Below are 19,443 nucleotides of genomic sequence, written 5' to 3'. Positions count from 1 at the left end.
TGGGAGCTGGCTTGCCTGCGATAGCGGTGGGTCAGTCACCGGATGAGTTGGCAAAGAGTCCGTCATCGCAGGCAAGCCAGCTCCCACATTGGGCCTGCTGTACAACTGATGGCCGGGTACAATGCCGCTCCCCCGAAGGAGACTGCATGTCCACCTTATTGTCCGACTGGCGCCACCGCCCTACCCACCGCCGCGTCTGGGCCCTGGCCGCGCCGATGATCCTGTCGAATATCTCGGTGCCCTTGGTGGCCCTGGTGGACAGCATGGTCATCGGCCACCTGCCCCACGCCCATCAACTGGGCGCCGTGGCTGTCGGAGCCAGCCTGTATACATTCCTCGCCTGGGCCATGGGCTTCCTGCGCATGGGCTCCACCGGCTTCGCCGCCCAAGCCGCCGGGCGCAACGATGGCGCGGCGTTGCGGCAGATCCTGTTGCAAGGCTTGTTGCTGGCGCTGGGCCTGGCGATGCTGCTGGGCACCGCGGGCATTCCCTTGAGCCATCTGGCCCTGGAATGGATGCAGCCTTCGCCAGAACTGAACCAACTGACCCGCGAGTTTTTCCACACCCGTCTGTTCGGTCTGCCAGCCGCCCTCGCCAGCTATGCGCTGGTCGGCTGGTTCCTCGGCACTCAGAATGCGCGGGCGCCGTTGGCGATTCTGCTGACCACCAACCTGGTCAACATTGCGCTTAACCTGTGGTTTGTACTTGGGCTGGACTGGGGCGTGGTCGGCTCCGCCCGAGCCTCGGTGATCGCAGAGTGGACCGGCGCCCTGCTCGGCCTGGCGCTCACGCAAAAAGCCCTGCGCGCCTATCCGGGGCATATCGCCTGGGCCGCGTTGAAACTGTGGCAAAGCTGGCGCCCGTTGCTGGCGGTCAACCGCGACATCTTCATCCGCAGCCTGGCGTTGCAGTCGGTGTTTTTCATGATCACCGTGCAAGGCGCACGGTTGGGCGATGCCACCGTGGCAGCCAATGCGCTGCTGCTTAACGGCCTGTTACTGACGGCTCACGCATTGGATGGCTTGGCCCACGCGGTCGAAGCCCTCTGCGGCCACGCCATCGGCGCCCGTGACCGGCAGGCGTTGCGTCGCTCATTAGTCGTGGCCTGCGGTTGGTCACTGATCGCCAGCATCGGCTTCGCCCTGCTGTTCACCTTCGGCGGCCATCTATTTATCGCCATGCAAACCGATATCCCCAGCGTACGCGAAACCGCCGATATCTACCTGCCCTACCTTGCGGTATTGCCGTTGATTGCGGTGTGGAGTTATTTGCTCGATGGCTTGTTTATCGGCGCAACGCGCGCGCGGGAGATGCGCAATGGGATGTTGCTGACGGTGCTGCTGGTACTGCCGATTGCCTGGGCGTTGCAGGGCATGGGTAACCACGGATTGTGGATCACCTTCCTGCTGTTCATGGCGGTGCGCAGCCTGACGCTGTGGGCAATTGCCTGGCACTTGAATCGGCAAGGGCTGTGGCTGGGCGGGAACTGAAGGAACGCAGACCCAAATGTGGGAGCTGGCTTGCCTGCGATGGCGGTGGGTCAGCCCCCTAACGGTTGCCTGACACTCCGCCATCGCGGGCAAGCCCGCTCCCACATTTTTATTACGAGGACAGGTACGAAGAACGGGTCAGGCCCAGGCGCAACGCATCCAGGAACTGGGTGCGCTCCGAGGCCGAGATCTTCGCACTGGCGCACTTGTCCCGGTAATGAGTCATCAACTCCTCCGGCGACAAGTGCACATAGCGCAGCATGTCTTCGATGGTGTCGTGGGTCTCGATCCCGGCGCTGTACACCGAACCGTCTTCACGCTGGTAGATGTTCACCGAGTCGGTGTCACCGAACAGGTTGTGCATGTCGCCCAGGATTTCCTGATAGGCGCCGACCAGGAAGATCCCCAGCAGGTAGTCCTCGCCTTCGTTCAAGCCGTGCACCGGCAGGCTGGTTTCGATGCTTTGCTCGTCGACGTATTGCTTGATCTTGCCGTCGGAGTCGCAGGTCAGGTCTTGCAGCACGGCGCGGCGCAGCGGCTCTTCGTCGAGGCGGTGCAGCGGCAGAATAGGCAGGACCTGGCCGATGGCCCAGGTATCCGGCAAGCTCTGGAATACCGAGAAGTTGCAGATGTACTTGTCGGCCAGCTTGTCATTGAGTTCGTCCAGCACCTGGCGGTGCGAGCGCTGGCGGGCTTTCAACGAGTTGTGCAGGCGACGGCACACCGCGAAGTAGCACTGTTCGGCCAGGGCTTTTTCGGCCAGGGTCAGCTTGCCGTCGGCGTACTGGGCCGCCACATCGCTCATGTAGTGGGTGGCGCGCCAGTAGGTTTCGGTGACCATCTCGATGTCGGTCGGGCCCAGCAGGTCCACCAGCCATTGCACGGTTTCGGGCAGGCTTTCCTTGTTTTCAATGGTCGGGATTTCGTCGTTGTGCTTCTCGACGTCAGTGACCTGTACCACCAGCATGGCGTGGTGAGCGGTCAGGGAACGGCCGCTTTCGGAGAAGATGTTCGGATGCGGCAGGCTCTGCGCGTCGCAGAATTCCTTGAGCATGCCCACTACCACGCCGGCGTAGTCGTCCATGTCGTAGTTGATCGAACTGGCGTTGCGCGAGTGGGTACCGTCGTAGTCCACGCCCAGGCCACCACCGACGTCGATGTGGTCCACCGGCAGGCCGAGGTTGCGCAGTTCGCCGTAGTAACGAATGGCTTCCTTGAACCCGTGCTGGTAGTCGGCCAGGTTGGCGATCTGCGAGCCCATGTGGAAGTGCAGCAGGCGGATGCCCTGGTCCAGGCCGGCCGCGCGGAAGCGCTCGACCACTGACAGCAGCTGCGCTGCGGATAAGCCGAATTTGGATTTCTCGCCACCGGTGTCCGCCCACTTGCTCGATGCCAGGGACGACAGGCGCACACGCAGGCCCACCTGCGGCTTGACCTTGAGGCTCGCCGCCTCTTCGATCACCAGCCCCACCTCGGACTCTTTCTCGATCACGATGAACACGTTGTGGCCGAGCTTCTGGCCCATCAGCGCCAGGCGGATGAACTCACGGTCTTTATAACCGTTGCAGACGATGGTGCCGCCCTTCGGCGCCAGGGCCAGCACGGCCAGCAGCTCAGGCTTGGAGCCGGCTTCCAGGCCGATGGAGACGTTCTGGGTGGCAATGATGTTCTCGATCACCGCTTCTTGCTGGTTCACCTTGATCGGGTACAGCGCGGTGTACTTGCTCTGGTATTCCAGGCGTTCGATGTTGGCATCGAAGGCACCGGTCAATTGGCGCACGCGGTCTTGCAGGATATCGGGGAAGCGTACCAACAGCGGCAACGACAGGCCGCTTTTGCGCAGCTCATCGACTTGCTCGTACAGGTCGACGGGCGTGCTGTTCGGGCCGTTCGGACGAACTTCTACGCGACCGGCTTCATTGATCGCGAAATACCCGGCCCCCCAATGGCGAATCCCGTAAACACTGCGGCTGTCCGCAACTGTCCATTGGCTGCCATCGTCTTTGCGTGTGCGTCGTACGGACATCGAAGTCCCCTATAAATGAAGGCGAAGGCGCCACCTCTCGCGGAGGCTGGCGCAGTCTAAAGAATGAAAATGACGATTTGCCTGCAAGGGAAGTAGACCCCACTGGCAGGACAGAGTTTAGCCACAGGTTGGGAAGAGGCTTTCAGCCGCCGGACTTCTTGGCCTTGTACCCGAGCTTGATCAGCTCGGCCAACAGCAACTCGACGTGATCGCCCTGGATCTCGATAACCCCGTCTTTCAACGCGCCACCGGTGCCACAGCGCTTTTTCAGCGAAGTGGCCAATTCCTTCAGGGCCTCTTCAGCCAGGGGCACGCCGGTGATGGTGGTCACCGTCTTGCCGCCACGGCCTTTGCTCTCGCGACGCACGCGGGCAATACCGTCGCCTTCAGGGATCAGGGTCTGTTTGCAGGTGCACGAATCCACGGGCTGACGACAGTCCGGGCAGTGTCGACCTGCATCGGTGGAAAATACCAGGCCACCAAGGGCGGCGAAGGATGCGGCTTTTTTGGCCACCGGCAATCCTCTTGGGAGGATGAAGACTGATCGGCGCCGCACAAGGCGGTGACCGACCGCGAAGCCCCACTCAGGCAGGGGCAGCGCTACCGAACCGCTAATGTGGTTCGGGTGAAAAGGCGCGCAGTGTAACGGCAAAAAGCCGACTTGCTAAGAGCCAAATGGCGCCATTTTTTGCAACTTTAGCGACGCGAGGCCAGATAGCGCCGCAAGCCTTCCTGGGCGTCCGGGCAGTAGGGCTTTTGTTCGGCCTCTTGCTGGATGATTTCGATGCTTAAAAACCGCGCTTCCATGACCTCCTCGGGCTGCAGGCGCAGGGGGCCGTCCCAGACGGCAGAGTAGGATTTGCACCAAAGCCGACTGTCGCCATCCTCAAAATAGAAATGGTCATGTTCGGTCAAGGGCACACCGCTGACGCCCAATTCCTCTTCCAGCTCGCGGGCTGCCGAAACGGCATAACTCTCACCTTCGGCCACCATCCCACCCGCCGCCGTATCCCAATACCCTGGATACAACGCCTTGCTGAGCGTGCGCCGGTGCACACACAACTCGCCTTTGGAATTGAACAGGAAGATAAACGTGCAGCGGCCAATCAAGCCGCGCTGGCGCAGGTCGGACCTGACCAGGTGGCCGAGCAGGTGGTCCTGCTCGTCGACCCAGCAGATCAGTTCAGCATCGGAAGCCGCTCGGTGTGCGGCCTCCTTTTGAGTAGCGTCCATCATCAACCCTGGTTGAGGAGCTGACGCAAGTCGATCACTGCAGCGTTTGCCCGGGAAATGTAGTTGGCCATCACCAGCGAATGGTTCGCCAGTACGCCGAAGCCACTGCCGTTAAGAATCATAGGACTCCATACCGGTTCCTGCGAGGCCTCCAGCTCACGAATGATCTGGCGCACGCTGACGGTGGCGTTTTTCTTGGCCAGTACGTCGGCAAAGTCGACTTCGATGGCTCGCAACAGATGGGACAGGGCCCACGCCTGGCCGCGCGCTTCGTAGAACACGTTGTCGATTTGCATCCATGGGGTTTCCACCACTTCTTCATCAACCTGCGGCACTTCACCCGGCGCCAGCGCCTCGGTTTTCAGCGCAGTGTTCAACTTGACCCGGCCTACGCTGGCGGACAGACGCTGGGACAACGAACCCAAACGGGTGGCCACATCACCCAGCCAGTTGTTGAGGTTGTCGGCACGCGCATAAAACAGCGCGCCGCGCTGGTTCGGGTCAGACAGGCGCGCTTCGTAGCGGCTCAGGGAATTGATGCCTTCCTGATATTCCGACTCACTGGAAGGCAGCACCCAGCTCTTGTTATCGAAGTTGAAGCGCGGCTCGGCCTTGGCCAAGTCAGCGTCTTCAGCCGACTGCGACTGGGAGCGGGCGAAGTCTTTACGCAGGGCGCGGGTAAGGTCACGCACCTGCACCAGTACGCCGTACTCCCAGCTCGGCATATTGTCCATCCACAAGCCCGGAGGGAAACGGTCGTTGGAGATGTAGCCGCCTGGCTTGTTCAGCAAGGTGCCGACCACGGTCTTGAGTGTTTCAACGGTGGTGTAACCCACCACCATCTGCTTGCCTTCCTTCTCGGCGGCAAGCTGGGCGTTTTGCTGCACCGGAAACAGCGCCGGCTCCTGGCTCCAGTACCAACCCAGGCCACCGGTGACCAGCAGGTACAAGCCGATGATGCTGAGCAACGCCCGGCTCATCAGCAGGTTGCGAAAATAGCTGCGGTTGGCCGACTTGGGCTCAGGGGCGGGGCCTTTGGCACTGCCTTCGCGGTTTTTCCAGTCCAGCATGGCGATATCCTTTCAATCACTTGAGTTCATGCACGTCAATTGTCCGGGTGCGTTCAGACATTCCGACCACAACCCTACCCCATCGTGCCCATCGGTGCGGGGCTTTTACACGAAAGTGGCGCACCGGGCCGCTTGGACTATAAAGGATGCACACCTTTTACGCTGGGCGACCAGCCGGTCAATAACTGAATCTTCGGCACGCAGACTTAATTGACGTATGACACTCATCTATCAGAAAAGAGGTGCTAGCATAGAGCCATCAGTCGACCTCAGCATGCACCCTCACAGTAGTCAGGATATGACCGAGTCAGAAGACCCCAGCCGCGAGCGTCTCAAGCAGCACTTTGCCCAGCGGGTAATTCATCAGGCACGTCAAATTCTTGAGATCTGGCAGCGCCTGCAACGCAGCGAGTGGTCGAACGCCGACTTTTCCGAACTCAGCGAAGCCAACCTGCGCCTGCAGCGCTTCGCCGAACGCTTCGAACAGCCCGAACACACGCAACTGGCACGGCATATCAGTGAGTCCCTGCAAGCCGTGGACGAGAACCGTGGCCGCCTGAGCAGCCAACTGATCACCGAGCTCAACCGCTTGATGCAACGCCTGTCCCGCACCGGCCTGCGCCAGGGCGACCAGCTTGAGCAAACCTTCCTGCCGCCGATGCGCAAGCCGATCTATGTGATGCTCGCCGACCATGACCGCGCCGAGCGCCTGGCCAAGCAGCTCGAATTCTTTGGGATGAGCGCCCACGCCCTGGACAGCGTCGCCGCCTTTCGCGCGGCCATGGCCGAGCGTTTGCCGTCGGCGATCGTGATGGACGTGGACTTCTGCGGCACAGGCCTGGGCCTGAAGCTCGCCGCAGAAGCCCAAGAGGGCCTGGAGCACAAGCTGCCACTGTTGTTTTTCAGCCTGCACGAAACCGACACCCCGACGCGCCTGGCCGCCGTGCGCGCCGGTGGCGAAGAGTTCCTGACCGGCACCCTGGAAGCCTCAAGCCTGCTGGAAAAGATCGAAGTGCTGACCTGCGCGGCCCAGTACGAACCGTACAAAGTGCTGATCATCGACGACTCGCGGGCCCAGGCGCTGCACACCGAACGCCTGCTCAACAGTGCCGGGATTATCACCCGCACCTTGATCGAACCGATCCAGGCCATGGCCGAGCTGGCGGATTTCCAGCCCGACCTGATCATCCTCGACATGTATATGCCTGCCTGTACCGGCACTGAACTGGCCAAGGTGATTCGCCACAACGACCGCTACGTCAGCGTGCCGATCATCTACCTGTCGGCTGAGGACGACCTGGATAAGCAACTGGATGCGATGAGCGAGGGCGGTGACGATTTCCTCACCAAACCGATCAAACCGCGTCACCTGATCACCACTGTGCGCAACCGGGCGTCGCGTGCGCGCAACTTGAAGGCGCGGATGGTGCGCGACAGCCTCACCGGGCTGTACAACCACACGCATATCCTGCAACTGCTCGAAGATTGCAGCTTCCGCGCCCGCCGCGAGAACAAGCCTCTTAGCTTTGCCATGCTCGATATCGACCACTTCAAGCGCGTCAATGACAGCCACGGCCACCCCATGGGCGACCGGGTGATCAAGAGCCTGGCACTGTTTCTCAAGCAGCGTTTGCGCAAGACCGATTACATCGGCCGCTACGGCGGTGAAGAGTTCGCCATCGTGATGCCCGACACCGACCTGGAATCGGCCTGCAAGGTGCTAGACGACATTCGCCGGCGCTTTGCAGAAATCCACTACCCCGCCCAACCGCAGGATTTGTGGTGCACCTTCAGCGCCGGCCTGGTGGAGCTGTGCGACGATTCCGACAGCCTGATGATGGCCGCTCAGGCTGACGAAGCGCTCTACCGCGCCAAGGACGCCGGACGCAACCGCGTGCAAGCCGCTCGCACATCAAAGCAAAGTGCCATCTTTTCACCAGAATCCACCGATTCGGTCATAACGCTGTAATACAAACGCAATAAATTCAGGCGCTTATCTCTTGCCGTCGGTTGAAACCCCGCATGCGCCTGAAGCTGCTGACCAATCTCAATACCCTTCTGCTGGTGGCCGTGTGCCTGGCCCTCGGCGCGACGCTGTGGTGGTCGCAACGGGCGCTGGAGCGCCCGTACTTGTTGATGGAGCGCTACCTGGGGTTGTCCCAGATCTTTCAAAACCAGGCCGCCCGAAACATCGAGGACTACTTGGCCAGCGGCGATGCCCTGCGCCTGAGCAGTGCCACCCAGAGCCTGGAAAGCCTGCAGCTGCAACTGGGCGAACTGCCGCCCGAATTGGCGCAAAGCCTGCGGCCCAGCCTCGTGGAGTTGGAGACCTTCAGCAAGACTGACCTGTTGGCCGCCGGTAAATTGGCTGGCGACCCGCAAGCGCTGTTGCTGCAAGCCGAACGTGAACTGGGCGCAAACCTGGAACAACTGAGCCAGTACGCCAGCGGCGTCAATTCCGCGGAGGCTGCGCGCTATATGTCGCCGCTGCTCGCCGCCTCGCAACATTTGGGCAAACTGTCCCTGGCCCGCGACAAGCTGGTCAGCAGCGGGCGCGCCGAGTTGGCTGCGGATGTCGAGCGGGAGGTGACTAACCTGCGAACCCAGGCCGACCTGCTCGCGCAACTGCCCCTATTGGGAATAAAGGCCAGCGCTGAATCCAACACCGATGATTTTTCCGCGCTGATGGGGCTGGAAAACACCGAAAAAACCGAAGCTCAGGACACCGGCGTCGACCTCAAGCGCGAACTCAACAGCCTGCTGACCCGCTACCCCGCCGAGCTGCAGCGCACCCGTGAACAGATCCAGCAACGCGCCGATCTCGCCGCCAGCACCCACCTTAAAATCACTAACGTGCAACAAGCCATCGCCGGCCTGGAACCCGTGGTGCGCGCGCAACATGCCAGGATCCAGGGCGAAGTACGCGTGATGCAGGGCGTGATGATTGGCCTGATCCTGCTGATCGCATTGCTGATCGACACCCTGCAACGCCGCCTGGCGCGCGTACTGACCAACCTGGCACCCGCCTTGTCGACCTGGGCCGAAGGCGACTTCAGCCAACCGATTGCCCTGGGCAAGACCAACCGTGAACTGCACGATATCGAGGCCTCCCTCAACCGCCTGCGCGCCTACCTGGTCGATTTGGTAAGCACCATCCGCGGCAATGCCGAAGAAGTGGCGGGCAGCAGCCGCGCCCTGGCCGAACTGAGCAGCGGCCTGCACGACGGCGCCGAACGCCAGGCCGGCGACACCGCGCAAATCCGTGATTCCCTGGGTGAGTTGGAAGCCACCATCCAGCAAGTTGCCGGGGATGCCAGCCAGGCGGCCGGCGCCAGCCGCAGTGCGGGCCAGGCCGTGGAGCAAGGCCAGCGTGTGATCGGCCTGAGCCTCACCGGGCTGCATGCGCTGGTGGGCGAAGTGCAGCAAAACGCGCAGATGATCGAGAAACTTGCCGAAGAGTCCGCCACCATCGGCGGCGTGCTCACGGTGATTCGCTCGATTGCCGACCAGACCAACCTGCTTGCGCTCAACGCCGCCATCGAAGCCGCCCGCGCCGGTGAGGCCGGACGTGGTTTCGCCGTGGTAGCCGACGAAGTGCGTTCCCTGGCCCAGCGTACCGCCGGTGCCACTGCCGAAATCCAGGGCCTGATCGCCGGCCTGCAAACTGCCGCGCACCAGTCGGTAGAAGGCATGCGCGCCCAGGTCGAACACGCCGAAGCCACCGCCCAGCAGGCCCAGGCGGCGGATGGCGCGCTGGATGAAATCGTCGGCGCGATCCAGACCATCTCGGATACCGCCGTACGCATTGCCGATGTGACCGCGCAGCAGAGTGGCGCCGTGAGCGAGATACGCGACAACAGTGAGCGGATTCATCAATTGGGTGAGGATAATTTGCTGCGTATTGGCCAGGGCCGTAGCCAGGGCGAGCACCTGCTGGTACTGGGCGGGCAACTGACTACCGCCGTGCAAGCCTTCCGCGTCTGACCCGATCTAATGTGGGAGCTGGCTGATCGTTCCCACGCTCCGCGTGGGAATGTCGCCCCAGACGCTCCGCATCCCGCTTTAAAGCCGTGACGCAGAGCATCACTGGATGCGTGCCCACGCGGAGCGTGGGCACGATCAGCTCCCACACTGACCAGATGCAGGGTCTTGGTCACAAATTTTGCGCAATCCTCGCTAATCGTGCCGGCTACTGCATAGAACTGGACAGTCACAAAGGCTTTGCGGCATAGTCGCCGGGTTCTGACGCACCCACACCAATAACAAGGAACAGCCAATGGCGACCTTACTGGTTCTTCACGGACCCAACCTGAACCTGCTTGGCACCCGCGAACCGGGCGTCTACGGGGCAGTAACCCTCGATCAGATCAACCTCGACCTGGAACGACGGGCACGTGAAGCCGGCCACCATTTGCTCTACCTGCAAAGCAATGCCGAGTATGAATTGATTGATCGCATCCACGCCGCGCGTGGCGAAGGCGTGGACTTTATTCTGATCAATCCCGCCGCTTTTACGCATACAAGCGTTGCATTACGTGACGCGCTGCTGGCGGTGAGCATCCCATTCATCGAAGTGCATTTATCGAACGTGCACAAACGCGAAGCTTTCCGCCATCACTCTTACTTCTCCGACGTAGCGGTAGGAGTGATCTGCGGCCTTGGCGCCAGCGGTTACCGACTGGCCCTGGAGGCCGCCCTGGAACACATTGAAGAACAGGCTAAACGCCCCTGACCGACCCTTGGGAGTTGATGATTCATGGATATCCGTAAAGTTAAGAAACTGATCGAACTGCTGGAAGAATCCGGTATCGACGAGCTGGAAATCAAGGAAGGCGAAGAGTCCGTACGGATCAGCCGTCACAGCAAGACCCCGGCCCAACAGTTCTACGCGCCACAGATGCAAGCACCGGCTCCAGCCGCTGCAGCTCCGGCTGCCGCGCCTGCCGCCGCCACTGCACCTGCCGCCCCAGCCGCGCCTGCGCTGAACGGCTTCGTGGTCAAGTCGCCAATGGTCGGTACGTTCTACCGCACCCCGGCACCGACCTCGCCAGCCTTCGTTGAAGTGGGCAAAACCGTGAAAGTGGGTGACACCATCTGCATCGTTGAAGCGATGAAAATGATGAACCACATCACCGCGGAAAAAGCCGGCGTCATCGAATCCATCCTGGTAGAAAACGGTCAGCCGGTTGAGTACGACCAGCCGCTGTTCACCATCGTTTGAACCGCGGAGCGCCTTCGATGTTGAAACCTGCGAAGAAACTGCAAAAAGTCCTGATCGCCAACCGCGGCGAGATCGCGCTGCGTATCCTGCGCGCCTGTAAGGAGGAGGGCATCAAGACCGTCGCTGTTTACTCGACGGCCGATACCGAATTGATGCACGTGAAGCTGGCGGACGAAAGCATCTGCATCGGCCCGCCACTGGCCACGAACTCGTACCTGAAAGTCTCGAACATCATCGCTGCGGCAGAAGTGACCGGCGCCGATGGCATCCACCCCGGCTACGGCTTCCTCGCGGAAAACGCCGATTTCGCCGAACAGGTGGAAAAATCTGGGTTTGCCTTCATCGGCCCGAAAGCCGAAACCATTCGCCTGATGGGCGACAAGGTCTCGGCCAAGGACGCCATGATCGCGGCCGGCGTGCCCACCGTTCCAGGCTCCGACGGCCCACTGCCTGAAGACGAGGAAACCGCTCTGCGCATTGGTCGCGAAGTCGGCTACCCGGTGATCATCAAGGCCGCCGGTGGCGGTGGTGGTCGCGGCATGCGCGTGGTGCACAAGGAAGAAGACCTGATCGAAGCCGCCAAGCAGACCCGCTCCGAAGCGGGCGCCTGGTTCGGCAACCCGATGGTCTACCTGGAGAAGTACCTGACCAACCCACGTCACGTGGAAGTCCAGGTACTGTCCGATGGCCAGGGCCACGCTATCCACCTGGGCGACCGCGATTGCTCGCTGCAACGTCGCCACCAGAAAGTCCTGGAAGAAGCTCCGGCTCCGGGCCTGGATGAAAAGGCGCGTCAGGAAGTCCTGGCACGCTGCGTCAAGGCTTGCATCGATATCAACTACCGTGGCGCCGGCACCTTCGAGTTCCTCTACGAGAACGGCCGTTTCTACTTCATCGAGATGAACACTCGTGTGCAGGTAGAGCACCCGGTATCGGAGATGGTCACCGGTATCGACATCGTCAAGGAGATGCTGAGCATCGCCGCCGGTAACGTGCTGTCGTTCACCCAGGACGACGTGAAGATGCACGGCCACTCTCTGGAGTGCCGCATCAACGCCGAAGACCCGAAAACCTTTATCCCAAGCCCTGGCCTGGTCAAGCATTTCCACGCGCCCGGCGGCAACGGCGTACGTGTGGATTCGCACCTGTACAGCGGCTACAAGGTTCCGTCCAACTACGACTCGCTGATCGGTAAGCTGATCACCTGGGGCGCCACTCGCGACGAGGCCATGGCCCGTATGCGCAACGCCCTGGACGAAATCGTGGTCGACGGCATCAAGACCAACATCCCGCTGCATCGGGATCTGGTTCGCGATGAAGGCTTCTGCGAAGGTGGTGTGAACATTCACTACCTGGAACACAAGCTGGCCAACCAGTAAGTGCTCCACCCAACAAAGCCGCCTTCGGGCGGTTTTGTTGTTTATGGGCCACCGACCCCTGATCGTTCCCACGCTCGGCGTGGGAACGATCGTCGGCGCAGTCGTCTTCTGGCTTGCTCTCGCGTAAACTTGCGCGCTTTCGCGGCCTGCCCGCCGCACATTCATTTTTTTCAAAGGTGCCCGCCATGCCTTGGCTGCAAGTCCGTCTCGCCATCAGCCCAGAACAAGCCGAAACCTACGAAGACGCGTTCCTCGAAGTGGGTGCTGTGTCGGTGACCTTCATGGACGCCGAAGACCAGCCGATCTTCGAGCCGGAACTCAATACCACGCCGCTGTGGTCCCACACCCACTTGCTGGCCCTGTTCGAAGACGGCACCGACGCCGCTGCCGTGCTGGCCCATATGGAACTGCTCACCGGCAGCCCGCTACCCGAGCATCACAGCGAAGTCATCGAAGACCAGGACTGGGAACGCAGTTGGATGGATAACTTCCAGCCCATGCGCTTCGGCCAGCGCTTGTGGATCGTGCCAAGCTGGCACGCTGCTCCTGAGCCAAACGCCGTCAACCTGCTGCTGGACCCGGGCCTTGCGTTCGGTACCGGCACGCACCCGACCACCGCCCTGTGCCTGGAATGGCTGGACGGCCAGGACCTGACCGACAGCAACGTACTGGACTTCGGCTGCGGCTCGGGGATCCTGGCCATCGCCGCCCTGCTGCTGGGCGCCAAGGAGGCCGTGGGCACCGATATCGACGTGCAGGCCCTGGAAGCCTCCCGCGATAACGCCGGGCGCAACAACATTGCCGAAGGCAAATTCCCACTCTACCTGCCTGAGGACCTGCCCCAGGTTCAGGCCGATGTGCTGGTGGCCAATATCCTCGCCGGGCCACTGGTGTCGCTGGCGCCGCAACTGTCGAGCCTGGTCAAGCCGGGCGGGCGCCTGGCGCTGTCGGGCATCCTCGCCGAGCAAGGTGAAGACGTGGCTGCGGCCTACGCCAAGGACTTCGAGCTGGACCCGATCGCCAACCGTGATGGCTGGGTACGCATCAGCGGTCGTCGGCGCTAGAATGAGCGCTTGCCTGAATCGGATGGCCGCATGACCGACAGTTTCGTCACCCAGTGCCCACATTGCCAATCGCGTTTTCGCGTCAACCACGCTCAGCTGAGCGTGGCTCGCGGCGTGGTGCGTTGCGGCTCGTGCCTGCAAGTATTCAACGCCGCTCGCCAGTTGCTGGAGCAACGGGCCCAGGCGTCTGCGCCGGAGCCTGAAGTGCCGACCACCGCCGAGCCGGCCGCCGAACCGACTGTCGAAATGCCTCCCCCGCCACCGCGGGCCATCAGCCAGAAGCAGTGGACGGCCGAAGAGCTGGACCTGGATAACCTGGACAAGGAACTGGCCAGGCTGGAACGTCGCGAGATCCAGCACACCCAGGCAGTGGGCGCAGAACGTCGCCAGCCAGGCGCCGACCGTCGGCAAAAGGAAGAGTCCTTCAGTGCCAGCCGCGACACGGTCAAGGCCGAGGAAGAAAAATGGGCGGCCAGCCTGTTCAGTGAGCCACCCGAAGAGCGTGCACAGGCACCAGAAGAAGAGCCCGAGCCGGTTAAGGCACCTGCGTCCAAACAGCGCACCGAACCGTCCATGTCTGCCCACGTCGACGAACTCGATGACGAACCAGCTCTGCACGCCACTACCGTGGATGACGACCTCGACCCGCCGCTGACACCCACCCGCGACGAGCACGATGAGCCTGAACCCGAAGACCGCGCGTTCGCGCGACGCAAGCGCGCGCGAACGGAGGCCGGTGTACACGATGAGTTGCTCCAGGACCTGGAAGACGACCCCCTGCACCTGTATGCGCAGAAGCGTCCGTCAGGCTGGGGTCGCCGTCTGCTCTGGATATTGTTGGTCGTACTCGCCGCCGCCGGCCTGGCCGGCCAGTACATCGCCTACCAGTTCGACGACCTGGCCCGCCAGGACGCCTATCGCCCGTGGTTCCAGACGCTATGCCCGAAACTGGGGTGCACCGTGCCATCGCGGGTCGACATTACCCATATCAAGAGCAGCAACCTGGTGGTGCGCAGCCACCCCGAGTTCGCCGGGGCACTGGTGGTAGATGCCATCCTCTATAACCGCGCGACCTTCTCCCAGCCCTTCCCACTGCTGGAGCTGCGCTTTGCGGACTTGAACGGCGGCCTGATTGCCAGTCGTCGCTTCAAGCCCGCCGAATACCTGAGCGGCGAGTTGGCCGGCGTGAGCGAAATGCCCTCCCAGACGCCAATCCACATCTCCCTGGACATCCTGGACCCCGGCAACAAAGCCGTGAATTACAGCCTGAGCTTCCATTCACCCGAGTGAAACGGCGCGCCCACCGAGGTTTGACGGCGGATTATTGACTTGGCCATCGTCAACCAAACCGATGGCGATAAAAAAATAACTGTTCAGATTTTATCCAATTCAGCCTTTAACCCGTCATCGAGAGCGGGTATCATGCCAACCCTTTTTCGAACTCTAATGATCCGGCCCCACAACAGGGAAGTCCTATGTCGGCGGTACGCATCGGCCCATACACATTGCAGAACGGCTTGATCCTCGCCCCGATGGCGGGTGTCACCGACCAGCCCTTTCGTCAGCTGTGCAAGCGTTTGGGCGCGGGTCTAGTAGTCTCTGAAATGGTTACCAGCGACATGAGTTTGTGGAACACCCGCAAGTCGCGGATGCGCATGATCCACGAAGGTGATCCCGAGCCACGCTCGGTGCAGATCGCCGGTGGCGATGCGCAGATGCTGGCGGATGCAGCCCGGGCCAATGTGGAGCTGGGTGCACAGATCATCGATATCAACATGGGCTGCCCGGCCAAAAAGGTCTGCAACAAGGCCGCCGGTTCCGCGCTGTTGAAAGATGAGCAGTTGGTCGCCGAGATCCTGCAGGCCGTTGTCGGCGCAGTAGATGTACCGGTGACCCTGAAGATTCGTACCGGTTGGGACCGGGACAACAAGAATGGCCTGACGGTGGCGAAGATCGCTGAACAGGCTGGTATTGCAGCGCTGGCGGTGCATGGCCGCACCCGCGCCGACCTTTACACCGGTGAAGCCGAGTACGACACCATTGCCGCGATCAAGCAGGCCGTGTCGATGCCCGTCTTTGCCAATGGCGACATCGACAGTGCCGAGAAAGCCCGGCGCGTGCTGCACGCGACCGGTGCCGATGGTTTGTTGATTGGCCGGGCCGCCCAGGGGCGGCCGTGGATTTTTCGTGAAATCGAGCATTTCCTGCGTACTGGTGAAGTCTTGCCGGCACCAGAGTTGGTCGAGGTGGAACGTATTCTGCTAGAGCATCTGGCCGCCCTGCACGCCTTCTATGGGGACGTGATGGGAGTACGCATTGCTCGCAAGCATGTCGGCTGGTATCTCGCCACCTTGCCGGGCGCCAAGGAATTCCGCGCTCAGTTCAATCGTTTGGATGAAACGCAGGCACAGGTCGCCACCGTTCGTGAGTTCTTCGCCGGACGCGACAAGAGCCTGGGAACAGGGGATGGAGAAGGGGTGGCCGCATGACGATGATGACCGAGACTTTAGTGAGTGGAACAACACCCGTGAGCGACAACGTCAATTTGAAACAGCACCTCAACACGCCGAGCGAAGAAGGCCAGACCCTTCGCGGGAGTGTCGAGAAGGCGCTGCACAATTATTTCGCCCACCTTGAGGGCGCTTCCGTCACGGATGTGTACAACCTGGTGCTCTCCGAAGTCGAGGCGCCCTTGCTCGAAAGCGTGATGAACTACGTCAAGGGCAACCAGACCAAAGCCAGTGAGCTGCTGGGCCTCAACCGTGGCACCTTGCGCAAAAAGCTCAAGCAGTACGATTTGCTGTAAGCATTCAATCAAACCAGAAAGGCGCCCGCGTAAAACCGGTCGCCTTTTTTGCTGACTTCCTTTGCTTTTGATGGAAATTGAGATGACCGACCAGACCACCCGCCTGCCGATCCGCCGTGCCTTGATCAGTGTTTCCGACAAGACCGGGATCCTTGAATTTGCCCGGGAGCTGGAAGCCCTGGGTGTGGAAATCCTCTCCACGGGCGGGACCTTCAAACTGCTGCAGGACAACGGCGTGGCCGCAGTGGAAGTCGCGGACTACACCGGTTTCGCAGAAATGATGGACGGTCGCGTCAAGACCCTGCACCCGAAAATCCACGGCGGCATCCTTGGCCGTCGCGGCATCGACGACGCCATCATGACCGAGCACGGCATCAAGCCGATCGACCTGGTGGCCGTTAACCTCTACCCGTTCGAAGCCACCATCAACAAGCCAGGCTGCGACCTGCCGACCGCCATCGAAAACATCGATATCGGCGGCCCGACCATGGTGCGCTCGGCGGCCAAGAACCACAAAGACGTGGCCATCGTGGTCAACGCCAGTGACTACGCCAACGTCCTGGAAAACCTCAAGGCCGGTGGCCTGACCTACGCCCAGCGCTTCGACCTGATGCTCAAGGCGTTCGAACACACCGCCGCCTACGACGGCATGATCGCCAACTACATGGGCACCGTGAACCAGGCGGCTGACACCCTCAGCACCGAAGGCCGCAGCCAGTTCCCGCGCACCTTCAACAGCCAGTTCATCAAGGCCCAGGAAATGCGCTACGGCGAGAACCCGCACCAGAGCGCGGCGTTCTACGTGGAAGCCAAGCCTGCCGAAGTGGGCATTGCCACCGCGACCCAACTGCAAGGCAAAGAACTTTCCTACAACAACGTGGCCGATACCGACGCCGCGCTGGAATGCGTGAAGAGCTTCGTCAAACCGGCCTGCGTGATCGTCAAGCACGCCAACCCGTGCGGCGTGGCCGTCAGCCCGGACGCTGAAGGCGGTATCCGCCAGGCGTACGAACTGGCCTACGCCACCGACACCGAATCCGCATTCGGCGGCATCATTGCCTTCAACCGCGAACTGGATGCCGAGACCGCCAAGGCCATCGTCGAGCGCCAGTTCGTCGAAGTGATCATCGCCCCAAGCGTCAGCGAAGAAGCCCGCGCCATCGTCGCCGCCAAAGCCAACGTGCGCCTGCTGGCCTGTGGCGAGTGGTCGGCAGACCGCGCCGCGGCCTGGGACTACAAGCGCGTCAATGGCGGCCTGCTGGTACAGAGCCGCGACATCGGCATGATCGGCAGCCAGGACCTGAAAGTCGTGACCAAGCGCGCGCCGACCGAGCAAGAGATCAACGACCTGATCTTCGCCTGGAAAGTGGCCAAATACGTCAAGTCCAACGCCATCGTCTACGCCAAGAACCGCCAGACCATCGGTGTCGGCGCTGGTCAGATGAGCCGCGTGAACTCGGCGCGTATCGCCGCGATCAAGGCTGAGCACGCCGGTTTGCAGGTGGTGGGTTCGGTGATGGCTTCCGATGCGTTCTTCCCGTTCCGTGACGGCCTGGACAACGCTGCAAAAGCCGGCGTGACCGCCGTGATCCAACCGGGCGGTTCGATGCGTGATGCAGAAGTCATCGCCGCCGCTGATGAAGCTGGCATTGCGATGGTCTTCACCGGCATGCGCCACTTCCGCCACTGATTGATCGTTCCCACGCTCTGCGTGGGAATGCAGTCCGGGACGCTCTGCGTTCCAAAGCGTGACGCAGAGCGTCACAAGTAGCATTACCACGCAGAGCGTGGGAACGATCAAGTTAACGAGGTTTTTGAAATGAATGTTTTGATCATTGGCAGCGGTGGCCGTGAACACGCCCTGGCCTGGAAAGTAGCCCAGGACCCACGCGTGCAGAAAGTCTTCGTGGCCCCCGGCAACGCCGGCACCGCCATCGAAGCCAAGTGCGAAAACGTCGCCATCGACGTGCTGGCCCTGGAGCAACTGGCAGATTTTGCCGAGAAGAATGTTTCCCTGACCATCGTCGGCCCGGAAGTGCCACTGGTGGCAGGCGTCGTCGATCTGTTTCGCAGCCGTGGCCTGGACTGCTTCGGGCCTACCGCGGGCGCCGCCCAGCTGGAAGGCTCGAAAGCCTTCACCAAGGACTTCCTGGCTCGCCACAAGATCCCCACGGCCGACTACCAGAACTTCACCGAGATCGAGCCGGCCCTGGCTTACCTGCGTGAGAAAGGTGCACCGATCGTGATCAAGGCCGATGGCCTGGCTGCCGGTAAAGGCGTGATCGTCGCCATGACCCTGCAGGAAGCCGAAGACGCCGTGCGCGACATGCTCGCCGGCAATGCCTTTGGTGACGCCGGCTCGCGGGTGGTCATCGAGGAATTCCTCGATGGCGAAGAAGCCAGCTTTATCGTGATGGTCGACGGCAAGAACGTATTGCCGATGGCCACCAGCCAGGACCACAAACGCGTCGGCAACGGCGACAGCGGCCCGAACACCGGCGGCATGGGTGCCTACTCCCCGGCACCCGTCGTAACCGCCGACGTGCACCAGCGCGTCATGGACCTGGTGATCTGGCCAACCGTGCGCGGCATGGCGGATGAAGGCAACGTATACACCGGTTTCCTCTATGCCGGCCTGATGATCGACAAAGCAGGTAACCCCAAAGTCATCGAGTTCAACTGCCGCTTCGGCGATCCGGAAACCCAACCGGTGATGCTGCGCCTGCAATCGAGCCTGGTGCTGCTGGTGGAAGCCGCCCTCGCCCAGGCCCTGGACAAGGTCGAAGCGCAGTGGGACCCACGTCCTAGTGTTGGGATTGTGCTGGCGGCCGGTGGCTACCCTGCCGACTACGCCAAGGGCGATGTGATCGAAGGCCTCGACGCCGCCGCTGCGCTGGAAGGCAAGGTGTTCCATGCGGGCACCGCGCTCAAGGACGGCAAAGTTGTAACCGCCGGTGGCCGCGTATTGTGCGCCACCGCGATGGGTGCCAGTGTCGATGCCGCGCAACAACAGGCCTACAAACTGGCGGCGAAAATCGACTGGAAAGGCTGCTTCTACCGCACCGACATTGGCTACCGTGCCATTGCCCGCGAACGTGGTGAGAACAACTGAGCAGCTACACTTGCAGTAGCTATCCGTTCGGTTAGGTAAGGG

The 19,443-nt window shown here is 61.5% G+C and carries 15 protein-coding genes and 1 pseudogene; 12 read left to right on the top strand and 4 right to left on the bottom strand.

Annotated elements, in window-relative coordinates; genetic code table 11:
- The first annotated feature begins 146 nt into the window (after window positions 1-146).
- Window positions 147-1,490: an MATE family efflux transporter gene (locus AB9N64_RS20740; protein WP_038448719.1), complete on the top strand. Its 1,344-nt coding sequence runs from the start codon at window positions 147-149 to the stop codon at window positions 1,488-1,490.
- 112 nt (window positions 1,491-1,602) lie between these two features.
- Here AB9N64_RS20740 and speA read toward each other — a convergent pair whose 3' ends face one another.
- From speA to AB9N64_RS20720, 4 genes are all read right to left on the bottom strand, one after another.
- Window positions 1,603-3,516, bottom strand: coding sequence for an arginine decarboxylase (speA, locus tag AB9N64_RS20735; RefSeq protein WP_003188203.1), 1,914 nt, complete (start codon window positions 3,514-3,516; stop codon window positions 1,603-1,605).
- Window positions 3,517-3,658: 142 nt separating this feature from the next.
- Window positions 3,659-4,030: a translation initiation factor Sui1 gene (locus tag AB9N64_RS20730; protein ID WP_003188201.1), complete on the bottom strand. Its 372-nt coding sequence runs from the start codon at window positions 4,028-4,030 to the stop codon at window positions 3,659-3,661.
- A gap of 182 nt (window positions 4,031-4,212) precedes the next feature.
- Window positions 4,213-4,749, bottom strand: coding sequence for an NUDIX hydrolase (locus AB9N64_RS20725; RefSeq protein WP_014716735.1), 537 nt, complete (start codon window positions 4,747-4,749; stop codon window positions 4,213-4,215).
- Between the two features lie 2 nt (window positions 4,750-4,751).
- On the bottom strand, window positions 4,752-5,819 hold the full coding sequence (locus AB9N64_RS20720; RefSeq protein ID WP_003188197.1) for a DUF2333 family protein: 1,068 nt from the start codon (window positions 5,817-5,819) through the stop codon (window positions 4,752-4,754).
- A gap of 298 nt (window positions 5,820-6,117) precedes the next feature.
- Here AB9N64_RS20720 and AB9N64_RS20715 point away from each other — a divergent pair, with 298 nt between their 5' ends.
- The 11 genes and pseudogenes from AB9N64_RS20715 to purD all read left to right on the top strand — a co-directional run bounded on the left by AB9N64_RS20715 (window position 6,118) and on the right by purD (window position 19,401).
- The gene (locus AB9N64_RS20715; RefSeq protein ID WP_019818274.1) at window positions 6,118-7,788 is read left to right on the top strand and encodes a PleD family two-component system response regulator; all 1,671 of its coding nucleotides are present in this window, start codon (window positions 6,118-6,120) and stop codon (window positions 7,786-7,788) included.
- A gap of 1,499 nt (window positions 7,789-9,287) precedes the next feature.
- Window positions 9,288-9,803 (top strand): annotated as a pseudogene (locus tag AB9N64_RS20710) (methyl-accepting chemotaxis protein); the annotation flags it as partial.
- Window positions 9,804-10,095: 292 nt separating this feature from the next.
- A complete protein-coding gene (aroQ, locus tag AB9N64_RS20705) occupies window positions 10,096-10,551 on the top strand; it encodes a type II 3-dehydroquinate dehydratase (RefSeq protein ID WP_014716732.1) in 456 nt (151 codons plus the stop codon).
- A gap of 24 nt (window positions 10,552-10,575) precedes the next feature.
- A complete protein-coding gene (accB, locus tag AB9N64_RS20700; RefSeq protein WP_014716731.1) occupies window positions 10,576-11,040 on the top strand; it encodes an acetyl-CoA carboxylase biotin carboxyl carrier protein in 465 nt (154 codons plus the stop codon).
- 17 nt (window positions 11,041-11,057) lie between these two features.
- The gene (gene accC, locus AB9N64_RS20695) at window positions 11,058-12,419 is read left to right on the top strand and encodes an acetyl-CoA carboxylase biotin carboxylase subunit (RefSeq protein ID WP_003188188.1); all 1,362 of its coding nucleotides are present in this window, start codon (window positions 11,058-11,060) and stop codon (window positions 12,417-12,419) included.
- Window positions 12,420-12,604: 185 nt separating this feature from the next.
- The gene (gene prmA, locus AB9N64_RS20690; protein WP_014716730.1) at window positions 12,605-13,483 is read left to right on the top strand and encodes a 50S ribosomal protein L11 methyltransferase; all 879 of its coding nucleotides are present in this window, start codon (window positions 12,605-12,607) and stop codon (window positions 13,481-13,483) included.
- A 30-nt stretch (window positions 13,484-13,513) separates the two neighbouring features.
- Window positions 13,514-14,773, top strand: a complete 1,260-nt coding sequence (locus AB9N64_RS20685) for a DUF3426 domain-containing protein (protein ID WP_032904014.1) — start codon at window positions 13,514-13,516, stop codon at window positions 14,771-14,773.
- 185 nt (window positions 14,774-14,958) lie between these two features.
- Window positions 14,959-15,972, top strand: coding sequence for a tRNA dihydrouridine synthase DusB (gene dusB, locus AB9N64_RS20680; protein ID WP_003188182.1), 1,014 nt, complete (start codon window positions 14,959-14,961; stop codon window positions 15,970-15,972).
- Window positions 15,969-16,289, top strand: coding sequence for a DNA-binding transcriptional regulator Fis (fis, locus tag AB9N64_RS20675; RefSeq protein ID WP_002555375.1), 321 nt, complete (start codon window positions 15,969-15,971; stop codon window positions 16,287-16,289). Before dusB ends, fis begins: the two co-directional genes overlap by 4 nt.
- An 82-nt stretch (window positions 16,290-16,371) precedes the next feature.
- Window positions 16,372-17,979: a bifunctional phosphoribosylaminoimidazolecarboxamide formyltransferase/IMP cyclohydrolase gene (gene purH, locus AB9N64_RS20670; RefSeq protein WP_014716728.1), complete on the top strand. Its 1,608-nt coding sequence runs from the start codon at window positions 16,372-16,374 to the stop codon at window positions 17,977-17,979.
- A 129-nt stretch (window positions 17,980-18,108) separates the two neighbouring features.
- Window positions 18,109-19,401: a phosphoribosylamine--glycine ligase gene (gene purD / locus AB9N64_RS20665; protein WP_014716727.1), complete on the top strand. Its 1,293-nt coding sequence runs from the start codon at window positions 18,109-18,111 to the stop codon at window positions 19,399-19,401.
- The last annotated feature ends 42 nt before the right edge of the window (window positions 19,402-19,443 follow it).

Origin of the sequence: Pseudomonas sp. KT_2_4 (genome assembly GCF_041410225.1) — a bacterium.
GTDB classification, from domain to species: domain Bacteria; phylum Pseudomonadota; class Gammaproteobacteria; order Pseudomonadales; family Pseudomonadaceae; genus Aquipseudomonas; species Aquipseudomonas paracarnis.
Note: the sequence above shows the minus strand (reverse complement) of the source record. Positions and strands in the feature narration are given on the sequence as shown.

Coding starts and splice junctions, on each gene's coding strand:
- AB9N64_RS20740 (WP_038448719.1), top strand. CDS start 147: ATGTCCACCTTATTGTCCGACTGGCGCCACCGCCCTACCCACCGCCGC.
- speA (WP_003188203.1), bottom strand. CDS start 3,516: ATGTCCGTACGACGCACACGCAAAGACGATGGCAGCCAATGGACAGTT.
- AB9N64_RS20725 (WP_014716735.1), bottom strand. CDS start 4,749: ATGGACGCTACTCAAAAGGAGGCCGCACACCGAGCGGCTTCCGATGCT.
- AB9N64_RS20720 (WP_003188197.1), bottom strand. CDS start 5,819: ATGCTGGACTGGAAAAACCGCGAAGGCAGTGCCAAAGGCCCCGCCCCT.
- AB9N64_RS20715 (WP_019818274.1), top strand. CDS start 6,118: ATGACCGAGTCAGAAGACCCCAGCCGCGAGCGTCTCAAGCAGCACTTT.
- aroQ (WP_014716732.1), top strand. CDS start 10,096: ATGGCGACCTTACTGGTTCTTCACGGACCCAACCTGAACCTGCTTGGC.
- accB (WP_014716731.1), top strand. CDS start 10,576: ATGGATATCCGTAAAGTTAAGAAACTGATCGAACTGCTGGAAGAATCC.
- accC (WP_003188188.1), top strand. CDS start 11,058: ATGTTGAAACCTGCGAAGAAACTGCAAAAAGTCCTGATCGCCAACCGC.
- prmA (WP_014716730.1), top strand. CDS start 12,605: ATGCCTTGGCTGCAAGTCCGTCTCGCCATCAGCCCAGAACAAGCCGAA.
- AB9N64_RS20685 (WP_032904014.1), top strand. CDS start 13,514: ATGACCGACAGTTTCGTCACCCAGTGCCCACATTGCCAATCGCGTTTT.
- dusB (WP_003188182.1), top strand. CDS start 14,959: ATGTCGGCGGTACGCATCGGCCCATACACATTGCAGAACGGCTTGATC.
- fis (WP_002555375.1), top strand. CDS start 15,969: ATGACGATGATGACCGAGACTTTAGTGAGTGGAACAACACCCGTGAGC.
- purH (WP_014716728.1), top strand. CDS start 16,372: ATGACCGACCAGACCACCCGCCTGCCGATCCGCCGTGCCTTGATCAGT.
- purD (WP_014716727.1), top strand. CDS start 18,109: ATGAATGTTTTGATCATTGGCAGCGGTGGCCGTGAACACGCCCTGGCC.